The organism is Streptomyces sp. NBC_01390 (assembly GCF_045040105.1).
Lineage (GTDB): Bacteria > Actinomycetota > Actinomycetes > Streptomycetales > Streptomycetaceae > Streptomyces.
On the sequence record NZ_CP109551.1, the window covers coordinates 4,695,102 to 4,720,152 of the forward strand.

22 protein-coding genes and 1 tRNA gene are annotated in these 25,051 nt (G+C 70.4%); 7 read left to right on the forward strand and 16 right to left on the reverse strand.

The window, feature by feature from the left end:
• The 6 genes from OG241_RS20925 to OG241_RS20950 all read right to left on the reverse strand — a co-directional run bounded on the left by OG241_RS20925 (position 1) and on the right by OG241_RS20950 (position 6,734).
• The gene (locus OG241_RS20925) at positions 1-432 is read right to left on the reverse strand and encodes a hypothetical protein (protein WP_405817054.1); all 432 of its coding nucleotides are present in this window, start codon (positions 430-432) and stop codon (positions 1-3) included.
• A gap of 435 nt (positions 433-867) precedes the next feature.
• On the reverse strand, positions 868-2,532 hold the full coding sequence (locus OG241_RS20930) for an AMP-binding protein (protein WP_405817055.1): 1,665 nt from the start codon (positions 2,530-2,532) through the stop codon (positions 868-870).
• A gap of 40 nt (positions 2,533-2,572) precedes the next feature.
• Entirely contained in the window at positions 2,573-3,127 is a 555-nt protein-coding gene (locus OG241_RS20935; RefSeq protein WP_405817056.1) for a hypothetical protein, read from the reverse strand.
• A gap of 112 nt (positions 3,128-3,239) precedes the next feature.
• Positions 3,240-3,863, reverse strand: a complete 624-nt coding sequence (locus OG241_RS20940; RefSeq protein ID WP_405817057.1) for a lytic polysaccharide monooxygenase — start codon at positions 3,861-3,863, stop codon at positions 3,240-3,242.
• A gap of 115 nt (positions 3,864-3,978) precedes the next feature.
• Positions 3,979-5,106: an SPFH domain-containing protein gene (locus tag OG241_RS20945; RefSeq protein ID WP_405817058.1), complete on the reverse strand. Its 1,128-nt coding sequence runs from the start codon at positions 5,104-5,106 to the stop codon at positions 3,979-3,981.
• 143 nt (positions 5,107-5,249) lie between these two features.
• Entirely contained in the window at positions 5,250-6,734 is a 1,485-nt protein-coding gene (locus OG241_RS20950; RefSeq protein WP_405817059.1) for a peptidoglycan-binding protein, read from the reverse strand.
• Between the two features lie 170 nt (positions 6,735-6,904).
• Between OG241_RS20950 and OG241_RS20955 the strand changes: the two genes are divergently transcribed.
• The 3 genes from OG241_RS20955 (at position 6,905) to OG241_RS20965 (ending at position 11,442) form a co-directional block, all read left to right on the forward strand.
• Positions 6,905-6,978 (forward strand) — tRNA-Lys (locus OG241_RS20955).
• A 487-nt stretch (positions 6,979-7,465) separates the two neighbouring features.
• Complete coding sequence (locus tag OG241_RS20960; protein WP_405817060.1) at positions 7,466-9,508, forward strand: glycosyltransferase family 2 protein; 2,043 nt, start codon at positions 7,466-7,468, stop codon at positions 9,506-9,508.
• Positions 9,505-11,442, forward strand: coding sequence for a galactose oxidase-like domain-containing protein (locus OG241_RS20965; protein WP_405817061.1), 1,938 nt, complete (start codon positions 9,505-9,507; stop codon positions 11,440-11,442). The genes OG241_RS20960 and OG241_RS20965 overlap by 4 nt, the downstream gene beginning before the upstream one ends.
• 212 nt (positions 11,443-11,654) lie before the next feature.
• On the opposite strand, the gene OG241_RS20970 is transcribed toward OG241_RS20965, so the two are convergent.
• The 7 genes from OG241_RS20970 to OG241_RS21000 all read right to left on the reverse strand — a co-directional run bounded on the left by OG241_RS20970 (position 11,655) and on the right by OG241_RS21000 (position 18,468).
• Positions 11,655-12,686, reverse strand: coding sequence for a glycoside hydrolase family 6 protein (locus OG241_RS20970; RefSeq protein ID WP_405817062.1), 1,032 nt, complete (start codon positions 12,684-12,686; stop codon positions 11,655-11,657).
• A 509-nt stretch (positions 12,687-13,195) separates the two neighbouring features.
• On the reverse strand, positions 13,196-13,885 hold the full coding sequence (locus OG241_RS20975) for a class F sortase (RefSeq protein ID WP_405817063.1): 690 nt from the start codon (positions 13,883-13,885) through the stop codon (positions 13,196-13,198).
• A 5-nt stretch (positions 13,886-13,890) separates the two neighbouring features.
• Entirely contained in the window at positions 13,891-14,508 is a 618-nt protein-coding gene (locus OG241_RS20980; protein ID WP_405817064.1) for a hypothetical protein, read from the reverse strand.
• Positions 14,509-14,634: 126 nt separating this feature from the next.
• A complete protein-coding gene (locus OG241_RS20985; RefSeq protein WP_405817065.1) occupies positions 14,635-15,414 on the reverse strand; it encodes an HAD-IIA family hydrolase in 780 nt (259 codons plus the stop codon).
• 148 nt (positions 15,415-15,562) lie between these two features.
• Complete coding sequence (locus OG241_RS20990; RefSeq protein ID WP_405817066.1) at positions 15,563-16,363, reverse strand: hypothetical protein; 801 nt, start codon at positions 16,361-16,363, stop codon at positions 15,563-15,565.
• Positions 16,364-16,511: 148 nt separating this feature from the next.
• Positions 16,512-16,937, reverse strand: coding sequence for a hypothetical protein (locus OG241_RS20995; protein WP_405817067.1), 426 nt, complete (start codon positions 16,935-16,937; stop codon positions 16,512-16,514).
• A 79-nt stretch (positions 16,938-17,016) separates the two neighbouring features.
• Positions 17,017-18,468, reverse strand: coding sequence for an ROK family protein (locus tag OG241_RS21000; RefSeq protein WP_405817068.1), 1,452 nt, complete (start codon positions 18,466-18,468; stop codon positions 17,017-17,019).
• A 75-nt stretch (positions 18,469-18,543) separates the two neighbouring features.
• Here OG241_RS21000 and OG241_RS21005 point away from each other — a divergent pair, with 75 nt between their 5' ends.
• From OG241_RS21005 to OG241_RS21020, 4 genes are all read left to right on the forward strand, one after another.
• Positions 18,544-19,626, forward strand: a complete 1,083-nt coding sequence (locus tag OG241_RS21005) for a Gfo/Idh/MocA family oxidoreductase (RefSeq protein ID WP_405826346.1) — start codon at positions 18,544-18,546, stop codon at positions 19,624-19,626.
• Positions 19,623-20,165 carry a heme-degrading domain-containing protein gene (locus OG241_RS21010; RefSeq protein ID WP_405817069.1) on the forward strand — a complete coding sequence of 181 codons (543 nt, stop codon included), beginning with the start codon at positions 19,623-19,625 and terminating at the stop codon, positions 20,163-20,165. Before OG241_RS21005 ends, OG241_RS21010 begins: the two co-directional genes overlap by 4 nt.
• A 130-nt stretch (positions 20,166-20,295) precedes the next feature.
• Positions 20,296-21,186, forward strand: coding sequence for an LLM class F420-dependent oxidoreductase (locus OG241_RS21015; RefSeq protein WP_405817070.1), 891 nt, complete (start codon positions 20,296-20,298; stop codon positions 21,184-21,186).
• A gap of 127 nt (positions 21,187-21,313) precedes the next feature.
• Positions 21,314-22,834 carry a condensation domain-containing protein gene (locus tag OG241_RS21020; RefSeq protein ID WP_405817071.1) on the forward strand — a complete coding sequence of 507 codons (1,521 nt, stop codon included), beginning with the start codon at positions 21,314-21,316 and terminating at the stop codon, positions 22,832-22,834.
• On the opposite strand, the gene OG241_RS21025 is transcribed toward OG241_RS21020, so the two are convergent.
• The 3 genes from OG241_RS21025 to OG241_RS21035 form a co-directional block, all read right to left on the reverse strand.
• Positions 22,821-23,678 (reverse strand): fumarylacetoacetate hydrolase family protein, encoded by an 858-nt coding sequence (locus OG241_RS21025; RefSeq protein ID WP_405817072.1) that lies wholly within the window; start codon positions 23,676-23,678, stop codon positions 22,821-22,823. The genes OG241_RS21020 and OG241_RS21025 overlap by 14 nt on opposite strands.
• A 77-nt stretch (positions 23,679-23,755) precedes the next feature.
• Positions 23,756-24,583: a YidC/Oxa1 family membrane protein insertase gene (locus OG241_RS21030; protein ID WP_405817073.1), complete on the reverse strand. Its 828-nt coding sequence runs from the start codon at positions 24,581-24,583 to the stop codon at positions 23,756-23,758.
• Positions 24,584-24,707: 124 nt separating this feature from the next.
• Positions 24,708-25,031: a DUF6412 domain-containing protein gene (locus OG241_RS21035; protein ID WP_044471562.1), complete on the reverse strand. Its 324-nt coding sequence runs from the start codon at positions 25,029-25,031 to the stop codon at positions 24,708-24,710.
• Positions 25,032-25,051: the final 20 nt, after the last annotated feature.

Sequence of the window (25,051 nt, forward strand, 5' to 3'; positions counted from 1 at the left end):
CTAATCGCCCGTGTGCCGACGGATGTACGCCTCGATGAGCTCACGGCGCTCGTCGGCGGTTGCCCGCTCCAGGTCGATCGTGTCGCCGTCGATGGTCAGTGAGACGCGGTGCCGTGCCGCAGACCGGCTCAGCCAGTCACGCACCGTCCCGACCAGCGTGGTGAGCAGCCCGCCGGACGCGCTCACCGCGACCACGATGGCCCCGACGGTCACCGCGTCGGCGCCCTTCGCCCCGTCGGGCGCTGGTCCGGCGGCAACCGCACGGACCGATTCGATGTCCAACTCGGCAATCTCGGCGCGGAGTTGCCGCGCCGTCCGTTCCCCGGCCTCCGCATCCAGCTCAGGATCGGGCGCGACGGCCACCAGCACGTCCACCACACCGTCCAGTTGTCGACCGGTACGGCCGGGTCTCGCCGCAGCGTGGTTACCCATTCGGTCCCCCGATGGTGCGTCCCCGCGCCCCCTCCCTCACAGCGTGACGTCCTCTCGCCAGGTACCGCAGCCGGTGGTGACTGTCTGCCGAGTCCGTTCCCGGTTTTGGGCCTGTCTAGTCGAACAGGGCGCCGATGGACGGATGGCTGCTCAATCGGCAGACCTACGCCCCCGCGTGACCACGAGGGCTACGCCCAGGCCCACTACGCCGTACAGCGCCAGCCAGGCTCCATAACGGTGGACGGACCGGCGTTCCAGTTCTCGGGCGAACTCCAGTGGAAGCGCTAACAGGAGGAGTAGTACGCCTCTGGATCGCATCCGCCCCCCTCAACCGGGTCCCCGTCGTGCCCTCATCGCCTCGTGGTGAGGCTACTTCGTGTGTCCGCGTACGGACAGGGAAGAGGCTCTCGCAGCCGCGCGGGGCCCTTTCGTCGTCTATCTGCTCAGCAGTTCCCCCCGCCCCCGTTGCCGGTACCGGGTCAGCAGTTCCGCCACGTCAGTGGCCGTCAGGGGGCGGTACGTCTGCTCGCCCGGGGGCTGCCACCACACCGGGTCCGCGCAGAGGAAGCCCTCGCGCCGGAGTCCCGCCCGGTGGATCTTGTTGGTCGCTGTGACCGGCATGCGGTGTACGACGCGTACGAAGCGGGGGGCCATCTTCGTGCCCAGGTCGGGTTGTGCGGCCAGGAAGGTGGAGAAGGTGGACGGGTCGAAGGTGCCGGCCAGGGTTGCCATCACCTGGTCGCCGGCCACCGGGTCCGGTACCGCGTACACGGCGACGGCCACCGCGCCCTCGTAGCGGGCGAGGATGTTCTCGATCGTCGCGGCGGCCAGGTTCTCGCTGTCGACGCGCAGTCGGTCGTCGGCGCGGCCCGCGAAGTAGAGGAAGCCGTCCGGGTCACGGTAGAAGAGGTCGCCCGTCCAGTACCAGCCTCCCCTGCGGCGGGCCGACTCCGCCTCCGGGTTGCGCCAGTAGCCCTCGAAGGGGTTCGGGCCCCGGTTCACCAACTCCCCTATCGCCTCAGTCCCGTTGAGCAGTCGGCCCGAGGCGTCCAGGTCGGCCGGCGGGCACTCCGCACCGGTCGCCGGGTCGACCACCGCGAGGTCGTCGGACGGTGCCGCCCGGCCCACGGCGCCGTCCGGTGTCCCGGGCGTCCAGCGCACCGCCGCCCCGCCCTCCGAGGAGCCGTACCCCTCCACCAGCCGTACTCCGAACCGGCGTTGGAATGCCGCCGCGTCCACCGCGCCCGCCTCCGTGCCAAAGCCCAGGCGCAGGGGGTTGTCCCGGTCGTCGGGCCGGGCGGGCGTCGCCAGCAGGTACTGGACCGCCCGGCCCACGTACGTGAAGTAGGTCGCCCCGTAACGGCGTACGTCCGTCAGGAAACCGGAGGCGGAGAAGCGGGCGCGCAGTGCGACCCCGGCGCCCGCCGCCAGGGCCGGGGCCCAGTCCGCGATCACCGCGTTGCCGTGGAACATCGGCATGCAGACGTAGTGCACGTCGTCCGGGCCGACGGCGAAGGTTTCGGCCAGTGTCCGTCCGGCGGCGGCGAGCCTGCCCTGGGTGCAGATCGCGGCCTTGGGGGCACCGGTCGAGCCCGAGGTGAAGTAGAGGAGGAGGCGGTCGGCGGGCGTGGCGCGGGAGGAGTCCGGGATCGCGTCCGCGTAGGGGGCCAGGAGGGCCTCGTACTCCTCCGAGTCGGTCAACAGAAGGCGTACGCCGGGGAGTTCCAGGCCGGAGAGGAGGGGGAGGTGGGTGCGCGCGGTGATGAGGACCGGGCACTCGGTGTGCAGGATGTCCCGGGCCAGTTCGGGGCCCCGGCGGGTGGGGTTGATGCCCGCGACGGCGGCGCCCGCGAGGGCCGCCGCGCTCAACCACAGGGGATATTCAGGGGTGTTGTCGAGCAGGACGCCCACATGCGGCTCGGCGCCGGGCGGCAGCAGGTCCGTCAGGAGTGCGGCTCTGGCCGCCGCGCCCGTGGCCACCTCGTGATGCGTGAGCGTCCGGTCCTCGCACCACAGCCCCGGACGGTGGTCGCCCCACCGTGCCGCCACGAGTTCCGCGACCGTGCTCCTGCCGGTCCCGTTGCGCTCCTTGAACTCCATGAGTGCGCACGGTAGTTGACGTACCGTCAGATGTGGAGACTCACGGCGTGTCGGTGCTCACGTCCCAGCCCTCGGGGAATCCGTCGCCCGTGCCGGTGTCGGTGCTGCTGTAGCCGCTGTCGCCGCCGAAGAACATGTCGCCGAACGGCTCGAAGACCTGGCTGTACGTCACCATGAACCCGATGCAGAACACCACGAACACCCCGAGGAATCCGAGGATGCCGGCCAGGGCCAGACCTTGCCGGACCGGGCTCGGGCGGTGTGCCGTGGCGTTGACGCGCTCGCCCTGGCCCTCGCTGTAGAAGACGGTCACGAAGTCGCCCTCGAGGATCGTGCCCGAGCCGCCCGACTCCTCGAAGCGGACGGTGCGGCCGTCGCGGGCGACGAACTCGTACACGTGGTGCAGCGTCGAGTGCACGGAGGAGTCGCCCGAGCCGCCGCTCGTGGTCGTGTACGTCCGCAGGCAGCGCGCCTCCGCCGTCAGGCCGCTGTTCCAGGCGCTGCGCATCCGCAGCGCCCGGCGGATAACGAACACCGCCACCCCGACGACCGCCGCGATCATGAGCGTCGGCACCCCGTAGAACATGATGTCCATGGCCGTTCCCCCGGTCTCTCTTCAGTACGGCTCCCCGTACGCCGCCTCACCTGGTCCTGGGGGCGTACGGGGAACGTACCCGTGGGGGGTCGTGGTTTTACTCAAGGAATGCTCAGAACCTGACGTCCGAGCAGGCGTAGAACGCGTTGGCCGTGTCCGCGATCGTCCACACGGCGACGATCACTTGCCGGCCGCTGAGCCCGGACGGCAGGGTGCCCGTGTGGGAGAGCGTGGCCGGCGGGCGCTGGCCGTTGTAGGGGACCGTGAGGAACGGGGTGAGGTTGAGGTCCGAACGGGTGAGGGCGTGGTTCTGGTTCCAGCCCGGCTTCGTGACGTAGTACTTGAAGTCGGTCGTGGCGTGCATGGCGGTGAACTGCCAGCGGAACGTGTAGCTCTGACCGCCCGTCACCGCTGTCGCCGGCCAGGTGCCGCCGGACGGGGTCTTCGGCTGGTCGAGCGCGCCGAAGTTGCCGTGGTTCGCCGAGCAGATCTGGCCGTCGGCGGGTCCGGCGGCCGGGAAGCCCTTGGGGCCCTCGACGCTCTGCGGCTCCCACTGGATGTCGCCGCAGCCCGTCACGGTGCCGTTCTGGCAGAGCTTCTGCCTGCTGATGGGGAGGTCGGTGTAGCCGTGGCCGCTGGCGCCTCCGGTGGTGAGGACGAGGGCGCCGGTGGTGGCCAGGCCCACTACGGATGCGTACACCCTGGTTTTCCTGGTCGTTCTGGTCTTTTCGCGCATGCTGCCGCTCCTGCTGAACGTGGGGGAGGTTCATGTGAGCCGTGCAGGTCTAGACCAAGTCCCAGATTATTACCGCCCCTTGGCTGTGTCCATATCAAAGAGGGGTCCAGACCAATCACGGGCCCGGCTCGCTCCGCCCCGCGCAGAACGCGACCGTCAGATCCTTCACCAGTGCCTTGCGTTCGTAGTCGTCCAGTTCGACCAGACCGCGCAGCGTCAGCCGGGTCACCGTGTCCTCCACCGAGTCGACGACCGAGTTGAGCGCGGCGGCCCGGTGCTGTGCGTCCAGGGCGGCGATACGGCGGCGGGTCATCGCGGCGGCGACCTCGGGGGCGTACTCGACCCGGACCGGCAGTACCGAGAACACCTCCAGGCCGACCGGCGCCGTGTCCGTCGCGACCGCCCGGGTCAGCGCCTCCCCGGCCGTCTCCATCGCCCGCCGGCCCGCGCCCGGCATCTCCACCGGCACCCGGACGAGCGCCGCCTCGACGCACTCGCGCAGGTAGGTCTCGTGGTCCTCGACGCTGAGCGTGGCCCGCGCGGTGTCCCGCACCCGCCACACCACGAGGACGACGACCCGCAGTGCGACCCCGTTCGCGTCGGCCGCCGGCATCGGCTCGCCGCGCCAGTGCCGCAGCCGTACGTCGACCCGGGCGCGCAGCAGCAGCGGGTTGACCCACAGCAGCCCGGTGCGCCGGACGGTCCCCCGGTAGCGGCCGAACAGGCCGAGCACCCAGGCCCGCCCGGTCCGCCCGCGCGCCAGCCCGCCGAACCCGAACAGCCCGAGGGCGCCCGCACCGGCATACGCCGCCCACTGGGCCGGACCGAGACCGGCGCCCCCGTACGTCACCGGCAGCCGGAGCGCCTCCACCGCGAGGGGCGGCAGCACCCCCGCCCACCAGGAGGTGAGCACGCCCCCGGCCAGCCCGCAGGCACCGGCGAACACGCCCACCGCGCCGGGCAGCACCCGTGCCGTGCGCTCCACCAGGTCGGGGTCGACCGTCGGCACCGCCGGGCGCGGGGTGGCCGGGGCGGGCCTGCGGATGCGTGGCTGCTCGCCCGTACCCTGCCTGCGCCCCACGACGGCCGGCCTCAGCGGTACCGACACCGGGTCGGGTTCGTCGCGGAACAGCAGGTGGACGGGGATCTCGGTGGTCGCCTCGTTCTGGATGAGCCGGGCGGGCCTGGGTCCGCCGTCCGGGGGTCCGTCGGGCTCAGGTGTGTGTTCGGTGGTCGTACTCATTTGTGCCTCCAGCCTCCGCGCCAGATGCGTTCAGGACCGCTGTGTTCACGACTGCTGTGTTGATCACTGCTGCGTTCACGACTGCCGTGTTCGTGCCTGCGTGGGTCGGTTCGGCGGTGGTTACCGGCCAACCCTCGTGTGCGTCACGAGGAGAAGAGGCGGCGCCAGGTCTCCGGCCCCGGGTAGCCGTCGGCCGCGCCGCCCCGCCAGCCCTGAGTGCGCTGGAATGCCTCCACCGCTCGGCGGTCCGCCTCGTTCCAGCGGGCGTCGGGCCGGGTCGGGTAGAAGCGGCCGAACCCCTTCTTCACCAGCTGCTTTCCGAGCAGGGTGATGTGCGGGCTGCTGGAGCCGGGCCGGAACAGCCCCCGCCCGGGGAACTCTGGGACCACCTTCCCGGCGGAGGGCGGACCGGCCGCGCCGGGGACCTCCTCGGAAGGCGTTCCGGGACCGGTTCCCGGCGCTGTACCGGGTGTGGTTCCAGGCACGGTTGTGGGGTCCGTCCCGGTGGGCGGTCCGCTCGGCCGGGCTCCGATGTCGTTGCCCGTCCCGCTCACCAGCAGCGCCCAGGTGCGCGGCCCCGGCAGTCCGTCCGCCGCCGAGCCCTGCCAGCCCTGGGCCTGCTGGAACGCCCGGGTCGCGTGGCCGTCCGCGGCCGACCAGCGCGGACCTGGACCCGAGGTGTAGTAGCGGGCACCGCCGCGCGCCACGAGCATCCGGCCGAGCTGGGTGACGTACTTGTTGTTGGCGCCGGGACCGAAGTACGTCCGCCCCGGGAAGCGGGCCGCCGCGTCCGGGGAGGCGCCGGGCGCCGCGCCCCCCGTACCGTCCGGATCACCCGTACCGCCCGGGTCCTCCGTACCGCCGGGGTCGTCCGGGTCCGAGGTGCCGCCCGGGTTCGCGGCGAGGCCCTTGTAGCGGTAGGCCTGATAACGGTCCGAGTGGCTCCAGTAGGCGAACGGAGTGGCCTGCCTGCGGGCGTACGGGCGGGTCTCCTCGTAGGCGGTGTAATAGGTGTGCGTGTAGTCCGTCCAGCCGCCGAAAATGACGACGTGTGAACCCTTCTCCGGGTCCGACGGATTGTGGAACAGGAGAATGTCGCCGGGTTGCAGATCCTCCTTGGGAATGCGTACGCCGTACCTGTCGAGGCTGCCCGTCCATTCGTTGCCGGCGAGGTTCCAGGCCATGGAGACGAAGCCCGAGCAGTCCTGTCGGTAACCGTCTCCCCAATACGTGCTCATGCTGTACGGAACCCGCGCGGCGACCCAGGTCCTGGCCCGGTTGATGATCTCCGACCGGGTGGTGACCCGGAGTTTGCCCGCCGCCGGTTTCCCGGGCGGGCCGTGCAGCGGGGCCTTGCCGCCCTGCGGGGTGTCGGGCTCGTCACCTGCGGGTACGCCCGGGAGCCGGGGGGCGTGCGGGGCTGCCGCGGCCGGCAGGGCGTGCCCGGCGCCCAGCACCGTCGAGGCGGTCGCGGCGACGACGAGGGTCCGGCGGACCACCGTACGGGCGGGTCCGGGGCCCGTTCCCGACACCGGTCCGGAATACGGTGCCGACCGGCGCCGGTGAACACATCCGGGGCATTCGCAGTCGCTCGCGGGATCGAATTCCTCGAATACCGGAGTCGCCATACGATTCCCCTCACGTCCCAGGCGATGACTTGCGCGCTTCTGCACCATCGCAGCTTCTCAACTGTCACCGGCTGTCGCATGTTGACGGTCCGAATGATGTACACGTCCGCCGCACGCCCCGGCGGTCCGGACCACTCACCGGGGTCGGGTAGAGTTGTCGACGTCACCGCGCGCCGCTAGCTCAGTTGGTTAGAGCAGCTGACTCTTAATCAGCGGGTCCGGGGTTCGAGTCCCTGGCGGCGCACAGACAAACGACAGGCCCTCCGCTGACGCGGGGGGCCTGTTCGCGTGGGCCTTCACAGGGGCCCTCACGTGGGCCTCGGAGATCGGCCGAAACGGTACGCAAACACTTCGGAACCATCCGTGCACAAGCGGTCCCTAATGCACCAATCCGACTCAACAGACGTCACAATGGGCGCGTATGACCGGTAAACACCATGTTTCGCGTCTTGCGATCATGCTGAACGCCGTAGAACCCTGGGCGCAGGATGCCGCGGTTTCGCGGCAATTGGGGGCGGGACCGGTTGCGTCGGCGCGGGGATGGGGCCCCGCTCATGAACGGATGCCGAGGGGGGCATCATGCAACCGGAAGGGCACTCTTCCATGTCTATAGAGTGTGGATGACGTGGGGGCAGTGGTCCTTTGCTGATGCGTTTGTGAAGGCCGAGGGGGGCCGAGCAGACGCAAGGAACCGACAAACACGCGATGACTCGCGTGTGGGGGGATGACTCATGACGTCGACGCCGACGGGCGCCCGGCACAACTTCGACGGGTCTCAAACAGCCCAACTCAGGCTGCCGTCGAACCGGACCGGCGGGTTCCGCCGGATCAAGAAGAGCTTGCCGAAGTACGACTACGAGCACTACAGCCGACTGGCCGGACCCCTCACACAGCCCGACCCGACCAAGCCGTACACGGTCAAGTACCGGTCCCTGCTCTCGCAGGAACCGCACCGGATACGGGCCGCACTGATGCTGGGCGCCGCGCCGCTGCTGTCCATCGTCCTGCTGGTCTGGCTGCTGCAGCCCGGGCACTGGACGGAACGCGACTACCCGGCCTACGACTTCCTGCCGGCGCTCGACATCGTGATGCTCGTCGCGATCGGTCTGATCGAGCTCTTCCGCTGTCTTAACGTGTTGTCGAACGCACACGCGACGCTGGTCGCCCGCGACCCGATCCCGGTGGTGCCCGAGACCGGCACGAGAGTCGCCTTCCTCACCTCCTTCGTGCCCGGCAAGGAGCCGCTGGAGATGGTGACGAAGACGCTCGAAGCCGCGGTGAGAATCCGGCACCGCGGCCTCATGCATGTCTGGCTGCTCGACGAGGGCGACGACCCCGATGTGAGGGCGGTCTGCGCACGCCTCGGAGTGCACCACTTCTCCCGCAAGGGCATCGCGAAGTGGAACCAGCCCAGGGGCCCGCACCGCGCCAAGACCAAGCACGGCAACTACAACGCCTGGCTCGACGCGCACGGCGACGACTACGACTTCTTCGCCTCCGTCGACACCGACCACGTACCGATGCCCAACTACCTGGAGCGGATGCTCGGCTTCTTCCGGGACCCGAACATCGGCTTCGTCATCGGCCCGCAGGTCTACGGGAACTACGACAACTTCGTCACCAAGGCCGCCGAGTCGCAGCAGTTCCTCTTCCACGCCCTGATCCAGCGGGCCGGCAACCGCTACGGCTCGCCGATGTTCGTGGGGACCAGCAACGCCGTACGCATCAGCGCGCTGAAGCAGATCGGCGGGCTGTACGACTCGATCACCGAGGACATGGCGACCGGCTTCGAGATCCACCGCCACAAGAACCCGGCGACGGGGAAGAAGTGGCGCTCGGTCTACACACCGGACGTGCTCGCGGTCGGCGAGGGGCCGAGCGCCTGGACGGACTTCTTCACCCAGCAGATGCGCTGGTCGCGGGGGACGTACGAGACGATCCTCAAGCAGTACTGGAAGGGCTGGTACTCGCTGCCGCCGAGCAAGCTCTTCAACTACACGATGATGATCATCTTCTACCCGATGTCCGCCCTCAACTGGATCCTGGCGGCGCTGAGTTGCGCGCTGTTCCTGGGCCTGGGCGCCTCGGGTGTGAACATCGACCCGACCGTGTGGCTGATGCTCTACGGCAACGCCTCGGCGCTGCAGATCGGCCTGTACATCTGGAACCGCCGGCACAACGTCTCCCCGCACGAGCCCGAGGGTTCGGGCGGTGTGGCGGGCATGGTCATGTCGGCACTGTCGGCGCCGCTCTACGCCAAGGCCCTGATCGACGCCGCGCTGCGACGCAAGAGCAAGTTCGTGGTCACACCCAAGGGCGACTCGGCGAGCCCGGACCGCTGGTTCGGGACGTTCCGGTACCACTGGTACTTCATCCTGATCTTCGGCGGCTCGATCGCGGCCGGCTTCGTCTTCGGGCACTCGCACCCCGCGATGATCATCTGGGCGACGTTCGCCACGGGAATCACCGCGACGCCGATCGTCGTCTGGCGGCTGATGCTGCGCCAGGAGAAGAAGAAGCTCGCCGCCGGCCCGGCCGAACCGCAGGACGCCGTGCCCGTGCCGCAGCCGTTCGTACCGACCCAGCCGACGCCACAGGCGCCGCACGGTTCACAGCCGTCGCACGCCCCTCACGCCCCCCACTCCACCCATGCGCCGCAGCACAAGCCCCGGTGGGCAGCGTCGGGCGGGACGGGCGGGGGCAGCGTAGGGGACGAGGGCAACGACCAGACCATGCAGATCGCCCTTGGTGGACATGGGGGACGTAAGGAATGACAGACAGTGCAGGCCGCCGCCGCGCCCGTCGCCTCGCGATAGGCACGGCGGTGGTCCTCGCGTTGGCGGGGATGAACGGGCCGTGGGTGTACCGCTTCAGCACCGAGAAGTACCACGACTACAAGATCAACAAGCCGGAGTACAAGGCCGCGAACGGCAAGTGGGAGGTGGTGAACTTCCCTGAGGAGTACCGGCAGAACACCATCCACGCGGCCCTGCTGCACACCGGCAAGGTGCTGCTCGTCGCGGGCTCCGGCAACAACGCGGACAACTTCGACGCGAAGAAGTTCGACACGCGTATCTGGGACCCGGTGAAGGGCACGATCAAGAAGATCCCGACGCCCGCCGACCTGTTCTGCACCGGGCACACACAGCTCTCCAACGGCAATCTGCTGATCGCGGGCGGCACGAAGCGGTACGAGAAGCTCAAGGGCGACGTCACCAAGGCGGGCGGCCTGATGGTCGTCCACAACGAGAACCCGGACAAGCCGATCACCCTGCCGGCGGGCACCAAGTTCACCGGCAAGGAGAGCGGCAAGACGTTCGTGTCGAAGGACCCGGTCGTCGTGGAGCGCGCGACGAAGGTCTTCGACAAGGCGACGGGCGCGTTCCTGCGCAACGATCCGGGGCTCGGCCGGATCTACGTCGAGGCGCAGAAGAAGGGCGCCAAGTACGAGACCGGTACGCAGGACAACTACCGCGTGCAGGGCCTGTCGGGCACCGACTCCCGCAACACGTACGGCATCGCCGAGAAGCTCGCCCTGGACAAGAAGGACTTCCAGGGCATCCGGGACGCCTACGAGTTCGACCCGGTCGCCGAGAAGTACATCAAGGTCGACCCGATGAACGAGGCCCGCTGGTACCCCACGCTCACCACCATGTCGGACGGCAAGATCCTCAGCCTCTCCGGCCTGGACGACATCGGCCAGCTGGTGCCGGGCAAGAACGAGGTGTACGACCCGAAGACCAAGAAGTGGACGTACACGAGCCACACGCGCCAGTTCCCGACGTACCCGGCGATCTCCCTGATGCAGAACGGCGAGATGTTCTACTCGGGCGCGAACGCGGGCTACGGCCCCGACGACGTCGGCCGTGACCCGGGCGTCTGGGACGTGGCGACCGACAAGTTCACCAAGCTGAAGGGTCTGAGCGACCCCAACATGCTGGAGACCGCCGGCACGGTACTGCTGCCGCCGGCGCAGGACGAGAAGTACATGGTCATCGGCGGGGGCGGGGTCGGCGAGTCCAAGCTCTCCAGCAGGAAGACCCGCCTGATCGACCTCCTGGCGGACAACCCCAGGTTCACGGACGGCCCGTCCCTGGAGAAGGGCACGCGCTACCCGCAGTACTCGATCCTGCCCGACGACACGGTGATGATCTCGGGCGGCTCGGAGGACTACCGGGGCCGTGGTGACTCGAACATCCTCCAGGCCCATATGTACGACGTGAAGACCGGCAAGCTGAGACGGGTCGCCGACCCGCTGGTGGGCCGGAACTACCACTCGGGCTCGATCCTGCTGCCCGACGGCCGCCTGATGTTCTTCGGCTCGGACTCGCTGTACGCGGACAAGGCCAACACCAAGCCGGGCAAGTTCGAGCAGCGCATCGAGATCTACACGCCGCCGTACCTGTACGGCGACGCGCAGCCCTCACTGTCGGGGGGCCCGCAGACGATCGCACGCGGTGCGTCGGGCACCTTCACGTCGCAGCACGCGGCCACGATTCTGTCGGCGCGGCTGATCCGCCCGAGCGCCTCGACCCACGTCACGGACGTCGACCAGCGCTCCATCGCCCTCGACCTGAAGAAGACGAAGGACAGCATCACGGTGACGGTCCCGAAAAACCGGAACCTGGTGGAGTCGGGCTGGTACATGCTCTTCGTCACAGACGACCAGGGCACACCCAGCAAGGCTCAGTGGGTGAAGGTGCCTTGAGGTTGAGCTGAAGGGTGCGTTGTCGGCTACCGGCCGGTGGGGGCTGGTCGCGCCCACGCGGCGGTAGCCGCAAATCGGATACAGCCCCGCGCCCCTAGGTATGCCGACGGCGCCCCTCGTTGAGAGGGGCGCCGTCGGCTTTTGCTTTTAGGGGCGCGGGGAACTGCGCGACCAGCCCCCATCGGCCGGCAGCCAACAACGCACCCCCTTACTCACCCACTGCTCTTCGCAAGCTTCAACGCATAAGAAGCCCACCACTGCCCGGCCTTCGGCCCCCCCTTGCACTCCCCGTCCGACTCCCCCGGCCGCTTGACCCACAGATACGCGTCAACCAACGGATCCGCCGTCTTCACGGTAGGAGCCTCCCCCAGCGCCCTCCCGGGAGGGTTACACCATTTCTCGTCCGCATCGCCCCCGGTGTACGGCCCGTTGCCGTTACGGCTCGTGTCCACCACGAAATGCTTGCCGCCCACCTTCGCCGACAACTCCTTGCCGTACGCGATGGACTCGGCCGTCGAGTAGAAGTTGGACACGTTGACGGAGAACCCGTCCGCCTTGTCGATGCCCGCCCACTTGAGCGGCTCGAAGATCTGGTCGGGATGCGTCCACCCCGCGTTCCCCGCGTCCAGGTACACCTTCGTGTTCTTCAGCGCCGACAGCGTCTCGACCGCGCCGCTCAACAGGTCGTACCGCTCCTCGTGGAACTCGTCCTGGGTGCAGCCGTCCACGAGGTGGAGGATCGCGTCCGGTTCCAGGATGACCGTGGCCGCGCGGTCACCGATGCCCTTGGCGACGCCGTCGATCCAGGCACGGTAACTGTCGCCGTCGGCGGCGCCTCCGCTGGAGTACTGGCCGCAGTCGCGGTGCGGGATGTTGTAGAGGACGAGGAGGGCGGACCGGTCCGCCTTCTGCGCGGCCTCCGTGAAGCCGCGCGCCTCCGCCTCCGGGTTCTCCGGGCTGATCCACTCGCCGGTCGGCTGCTCGGCGATCTTCCGGATCTGCTCGGCGTCGGTGGTCTTGTCGTCCTTGACGTACGCGGCGACCTGTTCCGCCGCGTTGCCGTCGGGGTTCACCCAGAACGGGTTGGTCCCCTTGGGCTGTTGGGTGATCCGGGCTTCCGCCCCCTTGGCCGGCCCGTCGTCGTCCCCCTTGTCGGAGGACGCGGAACACCCCGTGAACAGCAGTGCCGCCCCCAGCACCGCCACGGACGCCCTCCCGCAGGTCGCCCCCCTACTGCCGAACATCGAACTCCCCCTCGGATGCACTGTCCTGGCCCCCCTGGATGCAGTGTCGTATGCCTCAATCCTGACATAGGTGGCCGGGCGCCCACGAGGTCGCCAGATCCTTGTCGGCTACCTGTTACAGCGTGTTCGGGCGTGGTACTCCCGTACCTCCGGGCCTGAACAGAGGGGCCTGGGCGGCGCCGACGGGACAGCTCGTAGAACTATCTACTACCTGCGTGGATAACTCAGAGCCACTGGCCGGGGACTTGGCGTCATTCATGTCTAGGCCTGGGCGCTCATCCGTTCTACAGTCGTCTCAGACGGCCCCAGCACAGGCCAACAGTTCACCGTCCGCGTTCTCGGGGACGGGCACCGAACCTCCCGCGCCGGACGCCGGGTTACTCCCGCAGCCCGTGCGCGCGCGGTCGAGGACCAGCCCGGTCGGCGGCTCTTGGGGGGAGCGGGTCGTCGACCGGGCAGGGTGAGACGCGGAGTCAGACGCAGGGGGCGCACTCACCGAAGGCTTGGCGTCAGGCGGTCTCGCCCGTCAGGTACGCCGACACGACCACGTTCGCCGTGTAGGTGTGGGAGACCCGGTCGAACGTACCGCCGCAGGTGATGAGCCGGAGTTCCGCGCGGCCCGACTGCCGGGTGCCGTACGCCTGTTGGGCGTCGAAGCGGTCGCGGGGCAGGACCCGGACGTCGTCGACGGTGAACTCGGCGACCTTGCCGTCGGCTCGGGTGACCCGGATCGTCGCACCCGGCCGCAGGGTGCTGACCTTGTAGAAGACGGCGGGCCTGGTCTCGGTGTCCACGTGCCCGACGAGGAGCGCGGTTCCGGCGGCGCCGGGCCGGGTGCCGGATCCGTACCAGCCCACGACGCCCGCCTGGTCGTAGGGCGGTGGGTCGATCGCGCCGCGCCGGTCGAGGCCGCGGGCCACCACCGGGGCCTGCACGCCCAGTTCGGGTATGTCCACACGCTGCGGCACGGCGCCGCCCAACGGCTCGTGCGCGGGCGGGAGTTCGGGGTCAGGGGGGCGGCCGACCGCGGCGATGTCACCGGTGGTCGGCGCGGATATGCCATGGCGTACGTCGGTCACCTCGCGGCCCCACGTCCACAGGCCGAGCAGCAGCAGCGCCCAGGCCACGCCCATGGTCAGGCGTCCGGTGCCGGTACTGGTGCTGGTGCCGGGGGGTCGTTCGCGGTAGTCGTCGGACATGGCGTTCAGTCCGTCCCACGGCCCCGGCGGACCCCGCGCACGGCGACGACGACCGCCGCCACACCCGCGAGGACCAGACCGACCACCGCCTGCCCGGTACCGGGACCGGTGCCCCGCGCGTCGGCGGCCAGCTCGTCCGCCGCACCGCCACCGCCGGCGGGCACGGGAGCGAAGGGCGAGGCGGCCGTCGTACGGGAGGGCTCGGGCGAGGACGGCTGCCGCTCCCCCACACCCGCCGACCCCGTACCCGCACCCTCGCTGTCGCCCTCACCCTCACCCCGTACGGCCACGGTGATCGCGCTCCTGACCTTGCCGTGCTGTCCGTCGCAGCCGACCGTGACGTCGTACGTGCCCGGCGTGAGCGAGGAGCGGACGCGGGACCCGCCGACGAGCGCCCCGTCCTGCCCCTGCCTCGCGAGCAGCGCGTCGGCGACGAACGCCTCCGACTTCACGGTGCCCGTCTTCCCCGCACAGCCGCGCACGACCAGCTGTACGTCGCTGCCGGGGACCGGGGACGCCGGTGTCACCGAGATGCCCCCGTCGGCGGCGTACGCCACGGGCAGGGAAGTGAGAGCGGCGGCGACCACGGCGCCGGCACAGAGAGTGAGCCGCATGGAACCCATCGTGAACCTCCAGACACCTGGAGACTCCTCCTCCCGCGGCCGGTTCGCATCTCCGGAGCGGGTACGACTGCTCCGTACGGGTCGCGAGGGGTTTGGAGGGCCTCGGGTTCCTGTCGAGCGGGCGGCTCAGACGCGGTCGACGAGGTCCGCGATGGAGTCGACGATCTTGGACGGGCGGTACGGGAAGTTCTCGACCTGGTCGGGCCCGGTCAGGCCGGTGAGCACCAGGAAGGTCTGCATCCCGGCCTCGATGCCCGCGAGAACGTCGGTGTCCATACGGTCGCCGATCATCGCGCTGGTCTCGGAGTGGGCGCCGATCGCGTTCAGCCCGGTCCGCATCATCAGGGGGTTCGGCTTGCCCGCGAAGTACGGCTTCCTGCCGGTCGCCTTGGTGATCAGCGCGGCCACGGCACCGGTCGCGGGCAGCGGGCCCTCGGCGGAGGGGCCGGTCTCGTCCGGGTTGGTGGCGATGAAACGGGCGCCGCCCTCGATCAGGCGTACGGCCTTGGTCATGGCCTCGAAGGAATAGGTGCGCGTCTCGCCGAGGACGACGTAGTCGGGCTCGTGGTCCGTGAGGATGTACCCGATGTCGTGCAGGGCGGTGGTCAGGCCGGCCTCGCCGATGACGTAGGCGGTCCCGCCGGGGCGCTGGTCGTCGAGGAACTTGGCGGTGGCGAGCGCCGAGGTCCAGATGTTGTCGACGGGCACCTCCAGGCCCATGCGGCGCAGCCGGGCGTGCAGGTCCCGGGGGGTGTAGATCGAGTTGTTGGTGAGCACCAGGAAGGGCTTGCCCGACTCGCGCAGCTTCTTGATGAAGGCATCGGCGCCGGGGATCGGCACGCCCTCGTGGATGAGCACACCGTCCATGTCGGTGAGCCACGAGTCGATGGGCTTGCGGTCTGCCATGTCCGGTCTCCTGCTCCTGCACTGCATGTGGTGTCGCGTTGCGTTTGCGTTGCCCTGCGGGGCCTTCCGTTGGGCATTGCCGTACGCGCGTACGAGGTGCCGCGTGCGCCCAGCCTGTCACAGGCCGGATCTTGGGGGAATGGCCGATTCAGGTCCGTCCCACACCTCGGACCCGGGCGAGCAGCATGACTCCGGCGCCGGTCAGCATCAGGGTGAGCGCGATGCCCGAGAGGCGGAGGGCGGTGTCGCGTCGACCGGTGCCGGCGAGCTCACCGGCGCCGGTCGGCAGTCCCGGTTCCCGTACGCCGGGGACGGGAGCAGGGGCGGACGTGGGCGGTGTCGGTGGCGGTACGGGTGCGGCCGACGCCGGGTCGGTGTCGGGGACGACGCGGAAGCGGTAGTCGTTGGACTCGCCGACCCAGTCGCCGTCGTTGTCGTGCCGCTGGACCACGGCCGCGTTGGCGACGACCTCGTTGGCCACCGCGTCGGCGCCGATCGCGAGCCGCACCTTCACGGAGACGCTCTGCCCGGGCCCGACGGTGAATCCGGGGAACCCGTCACCGTCGAACACCCCGATGGTCTCGTCGGCGTCGGTGGCCTCGAACCGTACGGGATAGGGGCGGGCGCGGTGTCCGTCGTAGAACTCCAGGCTCGGCTGAGCCGTCGTCAGGGCACGGCGCTCGTCGACGAGTACGAGGACGGGGTGGATGTCCGTGCAGGTGAGCGCGGTGTTGTTGATGAGGTCGAGGCGCCAGGTCTGGTGCTCGCCACCGGCTTCGTAGGTGGCGGGCCCGCCGTGGATGCGGGTCGTGAGGGGGAAGGCGCGGTCGCCGGGGGCGGTGGCGCAGCCGGCCGCGTACGCCGGGGCGGTCAGGGCTCCGGGGACAGCGAGGAAGGCGGCGAGGAGGGCGGCGGCAGCGGTGAGGGGGGCGGTCACGGTCGCGGTCACGCGGGTACACAGTCGCATGAACACATGACCATGCCGGGCCGGTGGGGTCGTCGAGCGGCACCGCTCCGGGCGATGCGGGGGCACGCCCCGAACGGGCTCGCACATGCGCCCGATCGGCGGACGCGGCGACACGGGTTCGGTCGGCGGTTCAGGTCTCTTCGTCGGTGTGGGTGAGGTTGCCGTCGGCGAGGCGCCAGTAGTGGAGGTGGGAGGTCTGGCGCCAGGTCTCGGGGGCGGCGAGGCCCTGGGTGATCCAGGCGTGGAGCTGTGGGAGGGCGGTTTCCTTCAGGACGGTACGGATGGCGGCGCGCTCGGCCGCGTCGACCGGGTGGACGTCGACGGAGAAACCGACGTCGTCCGGGTGGATGCCTCGGCCGTAGTTGGGGGACGCGGGGGCGAGCCAGCGGGCTCCGAGCACGACCGCCCCGCTGTCGGATCCGGTGAGGAAGCGCAACTCCCTTATGTCGGCGGCGAGTTCACCGAGGGACTCGTTGACGTCGGTGGTGGTCAGCGGCCAGGCCCGGTGCGGGGGAAGTCTGCGGCGGGGGCGTCTGCGCCGGTTGCGTGCGGTCATGGGCGAAGGATCGCAGGGCGGGGCGGCTGATCCCACGGAGTTTTTCCACGGAGAGTTCCCTCCGCCTATCCCTTGTCCCTTATCCCTCCGCGCGTCCGAACAGCGGCGCGAGGAGCAGTTGGGCCGCGCCCTCGGCGACCGCGCGCGCCCCTCCGGGGGCGACCCGTACGGGCACCGGCTGGTCGGCGCCCTCGCGCCGGGCGCGTTCGGCGAGGACGGTGGCGACCCCTCGTACGAAGCGGTCAGGGTCGGCGGCGACGGTACGGCCGCCCAGCAGGACCCGGTCGATGTCCAGCAGCCCCACGAGGTTCGCGGCGCCGACGCCGAGCACCCGCGCCGCCTCGTCCAGGTCGCCGCGAGCCACCGCGCCGAGACACAGCGCCTCGATACAGCCACGGTCGCCGCAGCCGCAGGGGGGTCCGTCCAGCTGAACGACCTGATGCCCGAACTCGCCCGCCCCGGTCCTGGTCCCCCGGTGCAGAGTCCCGCCGATCACCAGGCCGGCCCCCAGCCCCGTACCGAGATGGAGGTAGGCGAAGGACCCGCCCTCGCCGCCGAGCGCCAGCCCGAACGCGGCGGCGTTGGTGTCCTTGTCGACGGCCACCGGCACCCCGAGCCGCCGCGCCAACGCATCCCGCAACGGAAACCCGTCCCACTCGGGAAACCCGGTGACCCGATGCAGGACGCCCCTGACGTGATCAAGGGGCCCGGGAAGGGCAACACCGACCCCGAGGACACCGACACCCCCCATTCCCGACCCGCCCGCCACACCGGACTCACCGGAACCCCCAGCCTCCCGCCCAGACTCAGGCCCAGACCCTTCGACGTGCAGCACACCGGCCTCCCCGGGACGTTGGCCGAGTGACGCTCTGGCCTCCCCGGGTCCCTGAACAGGCAGCACACCGGTCTCCCCGGATTCCTGACCAGGCAGCGCACCAACCTCCCCGGGCCCCTCGGCGGGCAGCGGGCCGTGTGCGTCGCCGAGACCTCCGGGCGCCCCGGGAACCCCTCCCGTCCTCCGCCCGAGCAAGAACTCGCCCTCCCCCGGCCCCCCGCCGAGCAGCGCCTCCACCACCCCCGCCGTCCCCTCGACCACCGCCTGCGACCCCGCGCCGAGGTCCAGTGGGGCACCGCGCTCCGCCACCACCGCCCCCGTGAGGTCCACCAGTACCGCTCGCACCTCGTCCCGGTCCAGGTGGACGCCCACCGCGTGGCCCGCCCCCCGCACCAGGCGCAGGAGGGTGCGGGGCTTACCGCCCGTCGAGGCTCGGTGGCCTGCCTGGGCCGCGAGGCCCTCCGTGCGCAGTCGGGCGGTGATCTTGCTGACCGCCTGGGGGGTCAGGCCGGTCCGCTCGGCCAGTTCGAGGCGGCTGATGCCCTCGGCGCCGGCCGTGCGCAGGAGGTCGAGGACGAGCGCGGCGTTGTGGCTGCGCAGGGCCAACAGGTTCACCCCGGGAACCGGGGCGCCGGTGGTCGTCGCGGCGATGGCGTTCGTCGCGGCATTGGCGTTCGTCCTGTTCACCCGAGTCATTGTCCCCGCTGCTTGCACTTTGGCAACAGCGTTGCGAAAGTGGACGGCATGACTGGTACGACTGGTACGACTGGAATGACCGGCACGTCCGGTGGCCCCCTCCGCCTCGGCCTCGTCGGCTACGGCCTCGCGGGGTCCGTCTTCCACGCCCCGCTGATCGCCGCCACCGAGGGCCTCGTCCTCGACACCGTCGTCACGGCGAACCCCCAGCGCCAGGCGCAGGCCCGCACCGAACACCCGGCCGTACGGGTCGCCGCGACCCCGGACGAGCTGTTCGCCCGCGCCGACGAGCTGGACCTGGTCGTCATCGCGTCCCCGAACAAGACGCACGTCCCGCTCGCGACCGCCGCTCTCAAGGCCGGCCTGCCGGTCGTGGTCGACAAGCCGGTCGCGGGCACGGCGGCCGAGGCGCGTGACCTCGCCGACCTCGCCGACCAGCGGGGACTGCTTCTCTCCGTCTTCCAGAACCGCCGCTGGGACCACGACTTCCGCACGCTGCGCAAGCTGCTCGCGGAGGGCGAACTGGGTGACGTGTACCGGTTCGAGTCACGGTTCGAGCGGTGGCGCCCGCAGACCAAGGGCGGCTGGCGCGAGTCCGGCGACCCGGCGGAGTTCGGCGGACTGCTGTACGACCTCGGCAGTCACGTCGTCGACCAGGCTCTGGTCCTCTTCGGCCCCGTCGACTCCGTGTACGCGGAGACGGACATCCGCCGCCAGGGCGCCGAGACCGACGACGACACGTTCATCGCGCTCACCCACACGAGCGGCGTCCGCACGCACCTGTACGTCTCCGCCACCACCGCCCAACTCGGGCCGCGCTTCCGGGTGCTGGGCTCACGGGCCGGGTACGTGAAGTACGGCCTCGACCCGCAGGAGGACGCCCTGAAGGCGGGCGGCCGGCCCGGGGACACCGGCTGGGGGCTCGAAGCCGAGAGCATGTGGGGCCGGGTCGGGTCCGGAGAGTCCCCGCTCACGGGTGGCGGCCGGCCGGAGCCGACACTGCCCGGGGCCTACGAGAAGTACTACTCTGCGATCGCCGCGGCCCTGCGCGACGGCGGCCCCAACCCGGTGACCGCGCTGGAGGCGGCAGCCGCGCTCGACGTACTGGAAGCGGCTCGGCGTTCCGCGAACGAGAAGGTGACGGTGACCCTGCGATGACCAGCCAGAAGACCGGCCAGCACCTCGGCCACAAGGCGACCGGACAGCCTTCGCTCGGGCCGCGCATCGCGCCCGAACTCACCCCGAGCATCGACGAACTCGAAGCGCAGCAGCGGCACTTGGTGTTCCGCCAGTTCACGCACGAGGACGCGTGGGCGCTGGGATCGCTGCTGGTGGAGCTGGCGCGGGAGCGGCAGGCGCCGGTGGCCGTCGACATCCACCGGGCTGGCCAGCAGCTCTTCCACGCCGCCCTGCCCGGCTCGACCCCCGACAACGACGCCTGGATCGACCGCAAGCGCCGGGTGGTGGAGCGTTACGGCGCCGCCTCCTATCTGGTGGGCGCCCGGTTCCGCGCCAAGGGCACGACGTTCGAGGACGACTCGCGTCTCGACCCCGACACCTACGCGGCCCACGGCGGCTCGTTCCCGATCACGGTCGAGGGCGCCGGCGTGATCGGGTCGGTGACGGTGTCGGGGCTGCCCCAGCTCCAGGACCACCGGATGGTCGTAGAGGCGCTGGAGATCTTCCTGAAGGTCTAGGACCTGTCCGGGCGGGAGCGGACAGAGCAGACAGAGCACTCAGTGGGGCGCGCCCGGGAATTATCCCGAGGCACCCTCCGTTTGAGTCGGGAGCCAGGCACGGCATCCGGACTCGGAGGGAACCGAACCGATGAACCAGGTCAGCTCCTCACAGGTGGACTCGCTCAAGGAGACCGTCGGGCGGTACGGCATCTGGAGTTTCGGGCTGCGTTCGGAGGACCCCGAGGGGCTCACCGAGCGCGCCGAGGCCGCCGCCGAACTGGAGGAACTGGGCTTCGGCGCCCTCTGGTTGGGCGGCAGCCCGGGTGTACGGCACGCCGTTCCGCTCGTCGAGGCGACCTCGCGGCTCGTCGTGGCGACCGGCATCCAGAGCATCTGGCAGTACGAGGCGGCCGAAACGGCGTCCCTGTTCGCGGAGTTGGAGGCGTCCCACCCCGGCCGCTTCCTGCTCGGCCTCGGCGTGAGTCACGCCGGGCAGACGGAACGCTACCGGCGCCCTTACGCCGCCATGGTCGAGTACCTGGACGCTCTGGACGCGGCCGGACAGCCCGCCGAACGCCGGTTGCTGGCCGCGCTCGGCCCGAAGATGCTGGAGCTCTCCCGGGACCGCGCCGCCGGCTCGCACCCGTATCTCGTCACCCCCGAACACACCGCGCAGGCCCGTGCGGCGATGGGTGAAGCCCCGCTGCTGGCGCCGGAGTTGAAGGTCGTCCTGGACTCGGACCCGGACCGGGCCCGCGCGACCGCCCGCGGCTCCCTCGCCGTGTATCTGACCCTGCCGAACTACACCAACAACTTCCTGCGCATCGGCTTCACCGAGGACGACCTCGCGGACGGCGGCAGCGACCGGCTGGTCGACGCGGTGTTCGCCTGGGGCAGCGAGGACCGGATCCGTGAGCGGATCGACGCCTTCCACACGGCGGGCGCGGACCACGTCACCCTCCAGGTCGTCGAGGACGGGGCCAGGGGCACCCTCCCCCGCGACGGCTGGCGCCGCCTGGCCCAGCTGCTGAAGCCCTGAACCTCTGACGCATTGAAGGGGTCCTGAAGGGGCGGCGTTTCCTCCGGACGCATCCGGTCGTTGGTCTGCACGTGTCATCGGGCGGGATCCAGGAGCCCGGTGACACGCATGCGAACGGAGAAGTCCCGTGCGATTGACCGATATCCACCGTTGCGAGATCCGGCCCGGACGGCTCGTGACCTGGACCCTGCATCCGACGGCCGTCGAAGGCGTGGCCCAACTGCCGGATGACACCCGACCACCCGCGTATGTGCAGGAAGCCCATGTCCGGACCGCGCGAACGGTGCGTGAGGACGGCCTGTTCGTACCGACCTGGCTCGGCACGGCCTTCGACATCCCCGGACGGGTCGATCTCGACGTCCTCCAGGACGCGTTGCGCATCTGGACGCTGCGGCACGAGACGCTGCGCAGCGGTTTCCGGTGGGCGGACGGGCCGCCCGGGTCCCCCGACGACGAACTGCGGCGCTTCACCCTCGCGCCCGACTCCGTCGTCCTGCACCGTGAGGACGTCGGCGACTTCCGGGACGGGGCGACGCTGTCGCGCTATCTGCAGGATCGGTTCGACATCGCGGCGGACGCGCTGACCTGGCCGAACTTCATCTACAGCGCGGTCGTCAGGGACGACACCACCAGCGTCTACCTCGCGTTCGACCACACCAACGTCGACTCGTACTCGATCTTCCGCATCGTCCACGAGATCCACCAGCTCTACACGGCCGGCCTCGACGGCAGGACCGTGGAAGCGGCGCCGGTCGCCAGTTACGTCGACTTCTGCGCGAGCGAGCGTACGCACGCCGACGGGATCGACGAGACGCACTCGATCGTCGCCGAGTGGCGGAAGTTCATCGCCCGGTGCGACGGCAGGCTGCCCAACTTCCCCGTCGACCTCGGGCTCGACCCCGAAGGGCCGCTGCCCACGCAGAAGTTGATGCGGGACTGGCTCACGGACGACGCGGACGCGGCGGCGTTCGAGGCGTACTGCCGTCCGTACGGCGGCAGCATGGTCGGCATCCTCGCGGCCACCGCCCTCATCGTGCGCGAGATCAGCGGGCAGCAGGTGTACCGCACCGTCGTGCCGTTCCACACCCGAGCCAGGTCGGAGTGGTCGGACTCGGTCGGCTGGTACGTGGGCGGCGCGCCGCTGGAGATCCCGGTGGGCGAGGTCTCGGACTTCGACGGCGCGCTCGACCTGGTCCGCACCGCGCTGCGGGCCAAGCGGCCCCTGTCGAGGATGCCCATCGCCCGGGTGCTGAAGCTGCTGGGCTCCGACTTCCGGCCCACCTCACCGGACCTGTACTCGATCGTCTCGTTCGTCGACACCCGGGACATCGCGGGCTCGGAGAGGTGGGATGACCTGAAGGCGTACGGGCTGATCCGGGTCTCGTATGGCGACCAGGTGTGCGCCTGGATCACCCGCCTCCACGAGGGCCTCCAGTTCGCGGCCCGCTACCCCGACACGGACGTGGCGCACAAGAACATGCGCCTGTACGTGGCAAGGCTGCGGGAGCTGATCACCTCGGTGGCGCAGGGGACGGCCCCTGAGAGGGCGCGAAGCGCCCCTCCAGGGGCGCGGGGAACTGCGCGACCAGCCCCCACCCAACCCGCAGCAATTTCCCCCGCCCCAAGCGGAGCGCTCACGCGTCCTTGAACGACTGACGCTGCCGCCCGAGCCCGTCGATCTCCAGCTCGACCACATCGCCCGCCCGAAGGAACGGCTTGGGCTCGGGCGCGCCCAGCGCGACCCCCGCCGGCGTACCCGTGTTGATGACGTCACCCGGGTACAGGGTCATGAACTGGCTGACGTAGCGCACGACTTCGGCGACCCCGAAGATCTGCTCCGCCGTCGTGCCGTTCTGCTTCAGCTCGCCGTTCACCCACAGCCGCAGGCCGAGCCCCTGCGGGTCCGGCACCTCGTCCGCGGTCACCAGCCAGGGCCCGAGGGGGTTGAACGTCTCGCAGTTCTTCCCCTTGTCCCAGGTGCCGCCCCGCTCCAGCTGGAACTCGCGCTCGGACACGTCGTGCGCGACCGCGTACCCGGCGACATGCGCGAGCGCCTCCTCGTGCGAGCCGAGGTAGCGGGCCGTACGTCCGATGACGACCGCGAGTTCCACCTCCCAGTCGGTCTTCGTCGACTCGCGCGGGACGAGCACCGTGTCGAACGGTCCGACGACCGTGTCCGCGGCCTTGAAGAAGATCACCGGCTCGGCGGGCGGCTCGGCGCCGGTCTCGCGGGCGTGGTCGTGGTAGTTGAGCCCGATGCACACGATCTTGCCGACGCCGGTCAGCGGCGGCCCGATCCGCAGCCCGGTGGCGTCCAGCTCGGGCAGCTCACCGGCGTCGGCGGCGGCCCTGATCCGGCCGAGCGCCGCGTCGTCGGCGAGCAGCGCTCCGTCGATGTCCGGGACGACCCCCGACAGGTCCCGCAGGGTTCCCTCGGCGTCGAGCAGCGCGGGCCGCTCCGACCCCGCCGTACCGACTCGCAGCAGCTTCATGGTCGCTCTCTCCCTAGGTCATTCATCGGAGGACTGGTCGATCGTCCAAGCTGGCCGTCCGGTCCGCAATACCCGGTTCACGTACTGGACTGGGCGGTGGGCGACGAACCGGACAGTCCACCGGCCTGCGCATCGGCCTGTGCACCGGCCTGTGCACCGGCCTGCGGCGCGAGCTGCCAGCGGTAGAGGACCGCCCGCTCGACCGCGCTCCAGGTGGTGCTGGTCACCATGTAGAGCGCGGCGGCCAGGGGCATCACGGCCACGGAGAAGAGCGTGAGGAAGGACATGAAGGGCGCGAGCTTGGCGGCGGACGCGACCCCGGGCACCGCCTCACCACCGCCGGTGGTGACCGACATCGGGTTGGCCGCCATCACCAGCTTCATGCGGCGGTAGTTGAAGGTGGCCACGGCGGCGACGAGCACGAACAGACCGAGGTAGACGAGCCCGGCGGCCCCGAAAATCCCGTCCCCGCCGAGCGCGTCTGCCCAGCGGTCGCCTAGCGGCGCGGCGAACAGCTTGTGGGTGAGGAGGTTGTTGGTCCGGCCGCCGATCTCCGCGTTGGAGAAGAGGTGGTAGAGCAGGAAGAACGCGGGCAGCTGGAACAGACTCGGGAAGCATCCCGACAGTGGTGAGACCTTCTCCTCGGCATGCAGTGCCATGACGGCCTGCTGCATCTTCTTGGGGTCCTTCGCGTGCCGTTTCCGCAGCTCGGCGACCTTGGGCTGCAGCGCGGCACGCGCCTTCTGGCCCCGCGCCGCCGCACGGGAGAGCGGGTGCACGAGGAGTCGTACGAACGCCGTGAACAGGATGATCGCGACGGCCGCCGAGGAGTTGTGGAAGAGGGGCTGGAGCAGGTCGGCGAGACGGCCGACCAGGTCCGCGAAGGCGGACAGGAACGTGGACATGGGTGAGTGAGCCCTCCGAGGGTCTCGTCGTACCGGAGATTCCGTGGATGCGGAGATCGGTGTAGCTCGGTATGACGACCCGCGCGGGGATGTCAGCTGTCGGTACTGCGCTCGATGCTGCGCCCTACGCGGTGGTCGTCCGGAGGGCGAGTCCGGGGGCGCGGGGGCGGGTGCGGCCACGGGCGTCGGGGTCCCGTTGCGGCAGGAAGGCCGTACGGCGGGCGCGGTCGCGGATGGCCGTACGGACCCGGGTGGGCGGCGCGGCGGGGGCGCAGCGCGAGACGATGAGCGAGCAGGCGGCGAACGCGGACCCGGCCGCGGCGGTCGCCGCGAGGGCGACGGCGGCGGAGAGGGTGCCGGCGTCGAGCAGCGCGACCTCGATGAGGAGAAGGAACAGCGCGGCGGCGGTACGCGGGTTCACCCGGACCGGACTCCAGCTCCGGATCATGCCCACGCCCCCTCTCACAG